The 12,447-nt window shown below is 72.7% G+C and carries 10 protein-coding genes; all 10 read left to right on the forward strand.

Annotated elements, in window-relative coordinates:
- The first annotated feature begins 108 nt into the window (after nucleotides 1-108).
- The 10 genes from AF335_RS12395 (at nucleotide 109) to AF335_RS12440 (ending at nucleotide 12,400) form a co-directional block, all read left to right on the forward strand.
- Nucleotides 109-1,578 carry an FAD-dependent monooxygenase gene (locus AF335_RS12395; RefSeq protein WP_102918373.1) on the forward strand — a complete coding sequence of 490 codons (1,470 nt, stop codon included), beginning with the start codon at nucleotides 109-111 and terminating at the stop codon, nucleotides 1,576-1,578.
- A gap of 80 nt (nucleotides 1,579-1,658) precedes the next feature.
- Nucleotides 1,659-2,312, forward strand: coding sequence for an antibiotic biosynthesis monooxygenase (locus tag AF335_RS12400; RefSeq protein ID WP_102918374.1), 654 nt, complete (start codon nucleotides 1,659-1,661; stop codon nucleotides 2,310-2,312).
- Nucleotides 2,313-2,711: 399 nt separating this feature from the next.
- Nucleotides 2,712-4,295 (forward strand): MFS transporter, encoded by a 1,584-nt coding sequence (locus tag AF335_RS12405; RefSeq protein ID WP_102918375.1) that lies wholly within the window; start codon nucleotides 2,712-2,714, stop codon nucleotides 4,293-4,295.
- A gap of 143 nt (nucleotides 4,296-4,438) precedes the next feature.
- Complete coding sequence (locus tag AF335_RS12410; protein ID WP_102918376.1) at nucleotides 4,439-5,740, forward strand: nucleotide disphospho-sugar-binding domain-containing protein; 1,302 nt, start codon at nucleotides 4,439-4,441, stop codon at nucleotides 5,738-5,740.
- Between the two features lie 85 nt (nucleotides 5,741-5,825).
- Nucleotides 5,826-6,503 carry a monooxygenase gene (locus AF335_RS12415; RefSeq protein WP_102918377.1) on the forward strand — a complete coding sequence of 226 codons (678 nt, stop codon included), beginning with the start codon at nucleotides 5,826-5,828 and terminating at the stop codon, nucleotides 6,501-6,503.
- 87 nt (nucleotides 6,504-6,590) lie between these two features.
- Nucleotides 6,591-7,658, forward strand: a complete 1,068-nt coding sequence (locus AF335_RS12420) for a glucose-1-phosphate thymidylyltransferase (RefSeq protein ID WP_102918378.1) — start codon at nucleotides 6,591-6,593, stop codon at nucleotides 7,656-7,658.
- Nucleotides 7,655-8,665 (forward strand): dTDP-glucose 4,6-dehydratase, encoded by a 1,011-nt coding sequence (gene rfbB / locus AF335_RS12425; protein WP_102918379.1) that lies wholly within the window; start codon nucleotides 7,655-7,657, stop codon nucleotides 8,663-8,665. Before AF335_RS12420 ends, rfbB begins: the two co-directional genes overlap by 4 nt.
- Entirely contained in the window at nucleotides 8,662-9,966 is a 1,305-nt protein-coding gene (gene rfbH, locus AF335_RS12430) for a lipopolysaccharide biosynthesis protein RfbH (protein WP_102918380.1), read from the forward strand. The genes rfbB and rfbH overlap by 4 nt, the downstream gene beginning before the upstream one ends.
- Nucleotides 9,963-11,360, forward strand: coding sequence for an NDP-hexose 2,3-dehydratase family protein (locus tag AF335_RS12435; RefSeq protein ID WP_102918381.1), 1,398 nt, complete (start codon nucleotides 9,963-9,965; stop codon nucleotides 11,358-11,360). Before rfbH ends, AF335_RS12435 begins: the two co-directional genes overlap by 4 nt.
- Complete coding sequence (locus AF335_RS12440; RefSeq protein WP_102918382.1) at nucleotides 11,360-12,400, forward strand: Gfo/Idh/MocA family protein; 1,041 nt, start codon at nucleotides 11,360-11,362, stop codon at nucleotides 12,398-12,400. The genes AF335_RS12435 and AF335_RS12440 overlap by 1 nt, the downstream gene beginning before the upstream one ends.
- Nucleotides 12,401-12,447 lie beyond the last annotated feature (47 nt).

Below are 12,447 nucleotides of genomic sequence, written 5' to 3' on the forward strand. Positions count from 1 at the left end.
CCATGACGCACCGCGGACGACTCGCCGGAGTTCCGGCGGAGCGCGCGTCGCGGACCGCCCGCCGGCCGGTCCGAAGAATTCCACTACGGGGGAGAGATGTCAGAAGCCATGGACACGGACGTCATCGTCGTCGGAGCGGGCCCCGCCGGGCTCATGCTCGCCGCGGAACTGCGCCTCGCCGGCGCGGACGTCATCGTACTGGAGCGGGAGAGCGACTCCCACGTCGAATCCCGCGGCATGGGGTTCACCGCGCGCACCCTGGAGGTGTTCGACCAGCGCGGGCTGCTGCCCCGGTTCGGCGACCTGAACCGCTCGCCCGGCGGCCACTTCGGCAGTGTGCCGATCGACTTCGCGGTCGGCGGCGGCACCCACGCCAGCGTCACCGGCGTCTCGCAGGCGCACACCGTAAAGGTGCTCGGCGAGTGGGCCGCGGAGCTCGGCGTCGACATCCGCCGCGACCACGAGGTCACGGGCCTCACGGACACCGGCGAGCACGTCGAGGTGACGGTGCGGACGCCGGCCGGCGAGGTGCGGCTCACCGCCCCGTACCTGGTCGGCTGCGACGGCGGCCGCAGCGCCGTCCGGCGGCTCGGCGGCTTCGCCTTCCCCGGCACCGACGCCACCGCCGAGCTGCTCCTCGCCGACGTCGAGAACTTCGAGCTGCCCAAGCTGTGGTCCGGCTCCCGGCGCCCGGGCGGCATGCTGCTGGCCGCGCCGCTCGGCGAGAACCGGATGCGCGTGGTGGTCTACAAGCACGGCATGACGCCCGAGCCGCGCACCGGCCCGCCCGCCTTCTCCGAGGTCGCGGACGCCTGGCAGCGGGTCAGCGGTGACGACATCTCCACCGCCACCGCGCTGTGGGTGAGCTCCTTCACGGACGCGTCGCGCCAGGCGAGCGAGTACCGGCGCGGCCGGGTGCTGCTGGCCGGCGACGCCGCCCACATCCACCTGCCCGCCAGCGGTCAGGGCATGAACGTCAGCATCCAGGACGCGGTGAACCTCGGCTGGAAGCTCGGCGCCGTGGTCACCGGCGGCGCGGGCGAGGACCTCCTCGACACGTACCACGCGGAGCGCCACCCGGTCGGCGCGGAGCTGCTGAAGAACACCCGTGCCCAGGCGACGCTGTTCCTCGGCGGCGACGAGATGCAGCCGCTGCGCGACGTCCTCACCCAGGTGTTCCGCCGCGAGGACGCGGCCCGTTATCTGGCGGGCCTGGTCAGCGGCCTGGACATCCGCTACGACGTGGGTGCCGGCGCGCACCCGCTGCTCGGCGTCCGGATGCCGGAGACCCGGCTCGTCCTGGCCGACGGGGAGAAGGCCACCAGCACCGAGCTGCTGCACACCGCGCGCGGTGTGCTGCTCGTCCTCGGCGACGACCGGGGCGCGGCGGAGACCGCCGGAGGCTGGGCGGACCGCCTGGACGTGGTGAGCGCGCGGGCCGCCTACGACCCGGCGCCCGGCGAGCCCGCCGAGCCCGCCGCCGTGCTGATCCGCCCCGACGGCTATGTGGCCTGGGTGAGCGGCGACGGCGACCTGGAGCCGGTGCTGCGCCGCTGGTTCGGCGAACCCTCCGTCTGAGCCGGCCGCGTTCCGCCGGCCGGGCCGGTACGGACCCCTCCGGCCGGCCACCACTCCACCACTCACAGCCCGAGGTGACCATGACCGTTCCCACCGTCCAGTTGTCCACCGGGCCGGAGATCACCCGCCCCGACGTGCACACGGTCTATATGAGCCACTGGTTCGTCGACGGGGCCGAGCAGGGGCGCGCCGTCCTCGACGAGGTCGTGTCGGCGTGGGAGCGGTCCCCCTGGTTCGAGGGGATCCTCTCGCTCTCCTGTTACCTGAGCACCGAGCACGACACCGTCCTGACGTACGCGCAGTGCGCCAACGACGACGTCTACCGGCCGTTCCTGCGCAGCCTGCCCGCCGGGCCCGCGCGGACCGAGCCCATCGCGTTCCGCCCGGACCGCAGCGCGGTGATCGACCCGGCGGCGGGCGTGCCGGGCACCGTGGCCCTCGCCAGCTTCGACGTGGACGGCGCGAACCGCCAGCGGCTCATCGTGGACACCGTCGTGGACCATCTGGAGGCGACTCCGGCGGAGCACCAGGCGGGTCTGATCGCCGCGCACTTCCACCTGAGCGTGGACGGCACGCGGGTGATGAACTTCGCGGAGTGGACGAGCGACGAGGCGCACGTCGCGTTCCTCGACGGCACCACGCGCCGCCGGTCGCTGCGGCTCTCCCTGGACACCCCGGGGGTCCGGCCCATCGGCTTCAAGCGCTACCACCTCCACCGGAGCCTCGGGGCCTGAGGGAATTCCCCAGGGCGATCCGGCGGAAAATACCGGCGGGGAGAGAGCGCCCATTCCGTCGTCGGTGCCCGGCGCTCTCTCCTCGCCATTTCCCGCCGATTCGAGTCGAATCGAGGACGGGGTTCCCGCGCCCGGCAGGTCTTTCCAAGATTTATCGATCTCTGACCTGCCTCTGTACCGGCGCCTATTGAGACCACCGGAATTTTCAAAGATGGTCGATCGCGGACGCATGTCCTCCGGTAGCCGGTGAAATACGGAACCGGCGGCGGCACAAGTCCTCGTCCTTACGCTTCACCGGGCCGACCACCGAAACCCCGGGGGCCGGGTTTCAGCGGAATACGGCCCCTGCGCCGCCCTCCACCGGGGGCGGATCGCATTTGTTCGAAAGAGAGGTTCTCCATGGTGGTTGCTCCGGCCAAGGCAGGCAGGAGGGAATGGATAGGGCTGGCCATGCTGGCCCTGCCGACCCTGCTGGTCTCGATGGACCTGACGGTGCTGCACCTCGCCGTCCCCGCCCTCACCGAGGACCTGCGCCCCAGCAGCACGGAACTCCTCTGGATCGTCGACGTCTACGGCTTCCTGATCGCCGGCAGCCTGGTGACGGCGGGCACCCTCGGTGACCGCATCGGCCGCCGCAAGCTGCTGCTCTTCGGCGCCGCCGCGTTCGGCGCGATGTCGGTCCTCGCGGCCTTCGCCACCAGCCCGGCCATGCTGATCGTGGCGCGCGGCCTGCTGGGCGTCGCGGGCGCGACGCTGATGCCGTCGACGATGGCCCTGATCCGCAACATGTTCCACGACGAGGTGCAGCGTTCGCGCGCCATCGGCATCTGGATGACCAGCTTCATGGCCGGCGCGACCCTCGGGCCGCTGGTCGGCGGCGCGCTGCTCAACGCCTTCTGGTGGGGCTCGGTGTTCCTCATGGGCGTGCCCGTGATGGTGCTGCTGCTGGTCTTCGGGCCGAGGCTGCTGCCCGAGTACCGGGCCGACGAGGCCGGCCGGGTGGACCTGGTCAGCGCGCTGATGTCGCTGGTGGCCGTGCTGGCCGTGGTCTTCGGGGTCAAGCAGGCCGCCGAGCACGGTGTGACGGTGCTCTCCGCGGTCGTCTTCGTCGCCGGCCTGCTGGTCGGCTGGGCGTTCGTCCGCCGGCAGCGCGGCGCCACCGACCCGCTCCTCGATCTGAGCCTGTTCAAGAACGCCCGGTTCAACCTCGCGGTCCTCGCGCTGGTCCTGAACACCGGCGTCATGATGGGCCTCAACTTCTTCGCCGCCCAGTACCTCCAGCTCGTCCACGACCTCTCACCGCTGGACGCGGGCCTGTGGACGCTGCCCATGACGCTCGCGGGCATCCCCGTGGCGCTCCTGACCCCGAACCTCGCCCGGCGCGTCCGCCCGGCGTACGTGATGGCGCTCGGCCTGCTGGTCGCCGCCGCCGGGTTCCTGATCATCACCCAGGTCGACGAGTCGGGCCTGCCGGTGCTGGTCTGCGGCACCGTGGTGATGTTCATGGGCCTGTCCGCGATGGGCGTCCTCGGCACCACCATGGCCGTGAGCGCCACCCGGCCCGAGGAGGCCGGCGCGGCGTCGGCCATCACCTCCACCGGCAACGAGCTCGGCGGCGCGCTGGGCCTGGCCGTCCTCGGCAGCATCGGCAGCGCCGTCTACCAGGCGGGCACGGAGGACAGCGACCTCTCCAAGGTCCCGGCCGGCACGGTCGAGTCCGCCAAGGAGTCGCTCGGCGGGGCCGTGCAGGCCGCCGCCGACCTGCCCCGGCAGGTGGGCGACGAGCTTCTGGCGGCGGCCCGGTCCGCGTTCCTGGACAGCCTGCACGTCGTCGCCCTCGTCTGCGCCGTCGTCGTGGTCCTGCTGGCCGCCGCCGTGGCGGTGCTGCTCCGCGACACCGGCCGCCCGGACGGCACGCAGGACGGGACACCGGACGGCGCGCAGGACACCGCCGGGACGGAGGCCGGGGCCGTCACCTCGTGAGCTACGCGGCGGCGCCCCCGGTGCGGCGCCGCCGCCCCCGGACCGCCCGGCGGGACGCGCTCCCGCCGGGCGGCCGGAACCGGCAACCGGCGACCGCCCGTACGGGCACCGCCCCGCAACCAGGCCACACAAGGAGCAAGCAGATGCGCATCATGTTCACCGTCCTGCCGGTCACCTCACATGTGATGATCATGGCCCCGCTGGCCGCGGCCCTGCAGAGCGCGGGCCACGAGGTGCGGGTGGTGACGCACGACCACCCGGGCACGGTCGCCGCGATCACCGGCGCGGGCCTGGCCGCGGTGCCCCTCGGCGGGCCCATCGACCTGGCCACGGCCGTCGGGGACACCTTCACCAACGAGGTGCTGGAGGACATCGCCCGCACCACGGACGTCGACCCCTCCGACGGCAACCTCTGGCCGATGATCCGCCACTACCTGGTCGCCTCGTACGCCATGTACTACCCGGCCGACGCGACCGGCCCGGAGGTGCCCGGCGCGGCCGGGATCGCCGAGGAGATGGTCGGCTTCGCCCGCGAGTGGCAGCCCGACCTCGTGCTCTGGGACCCGCTGTTCTTCCCCTCCCCGATCGCGGCCCGCGCCTGCGGCGCCGCCCACGCCCGCCTGCTGTGGGGGCTGGACCGCTTCGGCTGGCTCCGCGCCGAGTACCTCAAGGGCCACGCGGCGAACGGCGGCACGGACGGCGGCGCGGGCCCGGACCTCATGGCCGGGATGATGCGCCCGCTGCTGGACCGCTTCGGCGTCGACTTCGACGAGGACCTCCTCGTCGGCCAGTGGAGCGTCAACCCGTGGCCCGAGGGGATGCGCCTGCCGCTGGACCTGGACTACCTCTCGGTGCGCCCGGTCCCGTTCAACGGCGTCATCGCCCTCCCGGAGTGGCTGCGCCGCACCCCCGGGAAGCCCCGCGTCTGCTTCACCCTCGGCACCAGCGGCCGCGACCTCTTCGCGGAGAACGGCGTCTCCGTGGCGGATGTGTTCGCCGCCGTCGCCGACCTCGACATCGAGCTCGTCGCCACGCTCAACGAGGCCCAGCTCGAAGGCGTCGGCAGCGTCCCGGACAACGTGCGCGTCGTCCCGTACGTGCCGATGAGCCTGCTCCTCCCGACCTGCTCCGCGATCCTCCACATCGGCGGGGCGGGCAGCTGGTCGGCCGCCGGCGCGCACGCGGTGCCGCAGCTGCTGGTGCCCAAGTCCGGCTCGGAGTACCTGGACTTCGCCCGCTACGCCGCCGCCAAGGGCGCGGGGCTGGTCATCGAGGACCCGGAGCCCACCGTCGCGGCCCTGCGCGAGGCGCTGCTGCGCCTCCTCGACGAGCCGTCGTTCCGGGACGGCGCCGAGGCCCTCCGCGCGGACCTGGGCCGGCTGCCCAGCCCCGTGGAGATCATCCCGGAGCTGACGGAGCGTACGCTCCGCAACCGGAGCCGCTGACTTCGGCGCGCCCCGCGACCCTTCGCCCCTTCCGTGCCCCGCGCACGGGAGCCCGGCACCCCAGCACGACAGCAAGGAAAGAATCATGACCACTCCCGTCTTCCCCGACATCGACCGCGCCGACTCGCAGCTGGCGCTCGTCACCCCGCTCTACGTGGGCACCCCGGGGATCCAGCGCGCGGTGGCCGACGCGATCGTCGCCGAGTGGACGGCCGCGCCCCGTCCCGAGGGCCTGCTCTCGCAGTCCTGCTACGTGAGCACCTGCGGCGAGAACGTGTGGACCTACGAGCAGTGGACGGGCCTGGACGCGTACCGCGCCTCCGGCCGTATGTACGAGCAGCCGGTCACGCTGCGTGGCCTCGGGCAGGACGGCGCGGACATCGAGCGCACCGCCCCCATCGCCTTCCACCGCTACCGCAGCAACCTCTACGACACCGAGGGCGTCCCGACCCGCATCGTGGCCCCGACCTTCGACGTCGACGGCCGCGCCGCCCAGCGCGCGATCATCGACGCGCTGCTGGACGGCCCGCTGGTCAAGGGCACCCCGGGGCTGCTCTCGGCGCACTTCCACTACAGCCTCGACGGCAGCCGGGTCCTGAACTACGCCGAGTTCACCGAGGACCAGGCCCACCTGGACTTCCTCGCCGACCCGACGGCCATGGGCTCCACCCAGCTCACCAACGACATGCCGGGCGTCCGCGGCATCGGCGGCAAGCGCTACATCCTGCACGGCACCGTCGGGGCGGCACCGCTCGCCGGCTGACCCCCGCCCGCCCGTCCCCGACCGACCCCGTCCCCGACCGACCCGGCTGTCCCCTGATGTTTCCGACCGTCATCGCAAGGAGATTCCATGAAGGCCCTGGTGCTCTCGGGCGGATCAGGCACCCGTCTGCGTCCGTTCAGCCATTCCATGCCCAAGCAGCTCATCCCGATCGCCAACAAGCCGGTGCTTGAGCACGTGCTGGAGAACATCAGGGACCTGGGCGTCACCGAGGTCGGGATCATCGTCGGCGACTGGGCACCGGAGATCGCCGACGTCGTCGGGGACGGCTCGCGGCTGGGCATACGCGTCACCTACATACCCCAGGAGGCGCCCCTGGGCCTGGCCCACTGCGTCACGCTGGCCAGGCCCTTCCTCGGCGACGACGACTTCGTGATGTACCTCGGGGACAACATGCTCCCCGAGGGCGTCCGGGAGGTCGCCGAGTCCTTCCGCACCCGGCAGCCCGCCGCCGAGGTCGTCGTCCACCGGGTCCCGGACCCGCGGGCGTTCGGCGTCGCGGAGCTCGGCCCCGACGGCACGGTCGAGCGGCTGGTCGAGAAGCCCCGCGAGCCCCGCAGCGACCTCGCGCTGATCGGCGTCTACTTCTTCACCCCGGCCATCCACGAGGCCGTCGCCGCCATCGAGCCGAGCGCCCGCGGCGAACTGGAGATCACCGACGCGATCCAGTGGCTGGTCACCCGGGGCGCCGAGGTACGGGCCACCGAGTACCGCGGCTACTGGAAGGACACCGGCCAGGCCGGCGACGTCCTGGAGTGCAACCAGACGCTGCTGGCCGGGCTGACCCCCGGGGTCCTCGGCAGCGTCGACGACGCCAGCCTGCTCGACGGCCGGGTGCGGATCGAGCCCGGCGCCCGGGTCACCCGCTCACGGATCGACGGCCCGGCCGTCATCGGGGCCGGCACCGTGATCGAGGACTGCCACATCGGCCCCGACACCTCCATCGGCGCCGGCTGCGTCCTGCGCAACACCCGGGTCCGCGACTCCATCGTCATGGACGGCGCCGAGATCTCCGGCGTCCCCGGCCTGCGCTACTCCCTCATCGGCCGGAACGCCGTCGTCGGCACCGGCCCGACCGGCGACGCCTGCCACAGCCTGGTCGTCGGCGACCACACCCGCATCGAGGTGGCGGCATGAGACTCCTGGTCACCGGTGGCGCCGGCTTCATCGGCTCGCACTTCGTCCGCACCCTCCTCGACGGCGGCTACCCCGGCCACGAGAGCACCCGGGTCACCGTCCTGGACAAGCTCACCTACGCGGGCAACCGCGCCAACCTCCCGGCCGTGCACCCCCGGCTCGACTTCGTCCGGGGCGACATCTGCGACGCCGCGCTCCTCCGCGAGCTGCTGCCCGGCCACGACGCGGTCGTCCACTTCGCCGCCGAGTCGCACGTCGACCGGTCCGTGGCCGACGCCGCCGAGTTCGTCCGCACCAACGTGGGCGGCACCCAGACCCTCCTCGACGCCTGCCTCGCCACCGGCACCGACCGGGTCGTGCACGTCTCCACCGACGAGGTGTACGGGTCCATCGCCGAGGGCGCGTGGACCGAGGAGTGGCCGCTGCTGCCCAACTCCCCGTACGCCGCCTCCAAGGCGTCGTCCGACCTGATCGCCCGCTCCTACTGGCGGACCCACGGGCTCGATGTGTCGATCACCCGCTGCTCCAACAACTACGGGCCGTACCAGCACCCCGAGAAGCTGATACCCCTCTTCGTCACCAACCTCCTGGAGGGCCTGCCCGTCCCGCTCTACGGCGACGGGCGCAACGTCCGCGAGTGGCTGCACGTCGACGACCACTGCCGGGCGATCGAGCTGGTCCTCACCAAGGGCCGCGCCGGCGAGGTCTACAACGTCGGCGGCGGCAACGAGCAGACCAACCTGGACATCACCGAGCGGCTGCTCGGCCTGTGCGGCGCCGACGCCTCGATGGTCCGCCGGGTCGCCGACCGCAAGGGCCACGACCTGCGCTACGCCCTCGACGAGACCAAGATCCGCGAACACCTCGGATACGCCCCCCGGATCTCCTTCGAGCGGGGCCTCGCCGACACCGTCGACTGGTACCGCGCCAACCCGGGCTGGTGGCGGCCCGTGAAGCACACCGCCGACCGCACCGACCGACAGAGCCGAGAGGGGATCGCGTCATGAACGTCCACAAGGGACTGATTCTCGACGAGACCAAGAAGTTCCACCTGGACGTCCAGGACGACGGGCCCTTCGTCCCCGGCACCACCGAGATCTGGCCCGCCGGCGCGGTGCTCGACGAGGCGGACCGCCTGGCGATCGTCGAGGCCGCCCTGGAGATGCGGATCGCCGCCGGCCCCAGCTCCCGGAAGTTCGAGTCCCGGTTCGCCCGCAAGCTGGGCCTGCGCAAGGCCCACCTCACCAACTCCGGTTCCTCCGCGAACCTGCTGGCGATGACGGCGTTCACCTCGCACACCCTGGAGGACCGCCGGCTGCGCCCCGGCGATGAGGTGATCACCGTCGCGGCGGGCTTCCCGACCACGGTCAACCCGATCATCCAGAACGGGCTCGTCCCCGTCTTCGTCGACGTCGAGCTCGGCACGTACAACACCACGGCCGCCCGCGTCGCCGCCGCGATCGGCCCCCGCACCCGGGCCATCATGATCGCGCACGCGCTCGGCAACCCCTTCGAGGTCGCCGAGATCGCCCAGCTGGCCGAGGACCACGACCTGTTCCTCATCGAGGACAACTGCGACGCGGTCGGCTCCACCTACGACGGGAAGCTCACCGGCACCTTCGGCGACATCGCGACCGTCAGCTTCTACCCCGCGCACCACCTCACCATGGGCGAGGGCGGCTGTGTGCTGACCTCGAACCTGGCACTGGCGCGGATCATGGAGTCACTGCGCGACTGGGGCCGCGACTGCTGGTGCGAGCCGGGCGAGACCAACAAGTGCCTCAAGCGGTTCAAGTACCAGATGGGCACGCTGCCCGAGGGCTACGACCACAAGTACATCTTCTCGCACGTCGGTTACAACCTGAAGGCCACCGACATCCAGGCCGCCCTCGGCCTCACCCAGCTCGACAAGCTGGACGCCTTCTGCGACGCCCGCCGCCACAACTGGCGCCGGCTGCGCGAGGGCCTGGAGGGCGTACCGCACCTGCTGCTGCCGGAGGCGACGCCGCGCAGCGACCCGAGCTGGTTCGGGTTCGCGCTCACCGTCGACCCCGACGCACCGTTCAAGCGGGCCGAGCTGGTGGACTTCCTGGAGGACCGGAAGATCGGCACACGGCGGCTGTTCGCGGGCAACCTCACCCGCCACCCGGCCTACGTCGACACCCCGCACCGGGTCGTCGGCGACCTCACCAACAGCGACATCGTCACCGAGCAGACCTTCTGGGTCGGGGTCTACCCGGCGCTCGACGACGAGAAGCTCGACTACGTCGTCTCCAGCGTGAAGGAGTTCGTGGGGGCCCGCACATGATCACCTACGCCGAGTCCGCGCCCCGCAGCGCGGAGCCGGCGCTCAAGCCCCCGTACGACGCCGACCTGCCGTACCGCGTCGCCCGCTCGGCCGCCGCCACCGAGGGCGCGGTCATGCGCACCGCCGACGTCGCGGACTGGCTGGACGAGCGCCGCGCGGCCCACCGGTTCGAGGTGGAGCGGATCCCCCTCGCCGAGCTCGACGGCTGGTCCTTCGACGGGGCCACGGGGAACCTCGGGCACCGCAGCGGCCGGTTCTTCACCGTCGAGGGCCTCCGGGTCACCACCTCCGGCGGGCCCCGGTGGCACCAGCCCATCATCAAGCAGCCCGAGGTCGGCATCCTCGGCATCCTCGTCAAGGACTTCGGCGGCGTCCCGCACTTCCTGATGCAGGCCAAGATGGAGCCCGGCAACCGCAACCTGCTCCAGCTCTCCCCGACCGTCCAGGCCACCCGGAGCAACTACACCAAGGCCCACAAGGGCGCGGACGTGAAGTACATCGAGTACTTCACCGAGCCGGGCCGCGGCCGGGTGCTCGCCGACTCGCTCCAGTCCGAGCACGGCTCCTGGTTCCTGCGGAAGAGCAACCGCAACATGCTGGTCGAGGCCACCGGCGACGTCCCCGTGCACGACGACTTCGTCTGGCTCACCCTCGGCCAGATCGGCACGCTGCTGCGCCGGGACAACGTCGTGAACATGGACGCCCGCACCGTCCTGTCCTGCGCCCCGCTGCCCGACGGCGACGGCCTCGCCCTGCACTCGGACACCGAGCTGCTGTCCTGGTTCACCACCGAGCGCTCCCGCCACGACGTGCACGCCGAGCGGGTCCCCCTCGGCGGCCTGCCCGGCTGGGTGCGCGGCGAGTGGTCGATCGAGCGGGCGGACGGCCGCTACTTCGGCGTCGTCGGCGTCGGCGTACGGGCGGGCAGCCGCGAGGTCGCCCGCTGGACACAGCCCCTGTTCGAGCCCAAGGGCCTCGGCGTCACGGCCTTCCTCACCCGCCGGATCGGCGGCGTGCCGCACCTGCTGGCGCACGCCCGGGTCGAGGGCGGCTTCGCGGACACCGTGGAGCTCGGCCCGACCGTCCAGTACACGCCCGGCAACTACGCGCACCTGACCGGCCCGGACCGCCCGCCCTTCCTCGACCTGGTGCTCGGCGCCGACCCCCGGCGCGTCCGCTACGACACGGTCCACTCGGAGGAGGGCGGCCGCTTCCTGAACGCGGAGAGCCGCTATCTGTTCGTCGAGGCCGACGAGGTGCCCCTCGACCCGCCGCCCGGCTACGTCTGGGCCACCCCCCGGCAGCTCACCCGGCTGCTGCGGCACAACCACTACCTGAACGTGCAGGCCCGCACCCTGCTGTCCTGCCTGACCGCCGGGGCGGTAGCACTCTGATGGCGCCCCTCACGACCGGGCACGAGCCCGGGACCGGCCGGACGGACCCCGTGCGCATCGGGGTCCTCGGCTGCGCCGACATCGCGCGCCGCCGCATGCTGCCCGCCATGACGGCCTCCCCCGACGTGGAGGTCGTCGCGGTCGCCGGCCGCGACCACGCCAAGGCCGGGGTCACGGCCGCCGAGTTCGGCTGCCGCGCCACGCACGGCTACGAGGCGCTGCTGGCCGACCCGGACGTCGAGGCCGTGTACGTACCGCTCCCGGCGGCCCTGCACGCCGTCTGGGTGGAGGAGGCCCTGCGCGCCGGCAAGCACGTCCTCGCGGAGAAGCCGCTCACCACGGACCTCGCCCGCACGGAACACCTCGTCGGCCTGGCCCGGGAGACCGGGCGGGTGCTGCGGGAGAACGTGATGTTCGTCCACCACCCGCAGCACGCGACCGTGCGCCGGCTGGTCCTGGAGGGCGCGATCGGCGAACCCCGCGTCTTCCAGGCCGCCTTCGCCGTCCCCCGCCTGCCGGAACACGACATCCGCTACCGGCCCGAGCTCGGCGGCGGCGCCCTCTGGGACACCGGCGTCTACCCCGTCCGCGCGGCCCTGCACTTCCTGGGCGCCGGGCTGGAGGTCGAGGGCGCCGTGCTCGTCCACGGCCCCGGCCGCGCCGTGGACACCTCCGGCACGGCGCTGCTGCGCTCGCCGGACGGGGTCGCCGCGCACCTGACCTTCGGCCTCGACCACGCCTACCGCTCCTCGTACGAGATCTGGGGCAGCGAGGGCCGCATCTCGGTCGACCGGGCCTTCACCCCGCCCGCCGACCACGTGCCGCACGTCCGGGTCGAGCGCCGCTCCGGCACCGAGGAGCTCCGGCTCCCGCCGGCCGACCAGGTGCTGCGCGCCGTGACGGCGTTCGCGGCGGCCGTACGGACCGGCGGCGCGCCCGACCTCGCGTCCGTGCACCAGGCCGGCCTGCTGGACGACGTACGCCGGAGGGCTTCGGCCCCGCTGGCGTGGAGCGGCGACACCCGGTTGCGCGCCGGCTGACGCGCGGCGGGCCCCGCCCGCGTCCCGTGAACTCCCGCAGCTGTGAC

The sequence above is a fragment of the Streptomyces eurocidicus genome, assembly GCF_002891295.1.
Lineage (GTDB): Bacteria > Actinomycetota > Actinomycetes > Streptomycetales > Streptomycetaceae > Streptomyces > Streptomyces eurocidicus.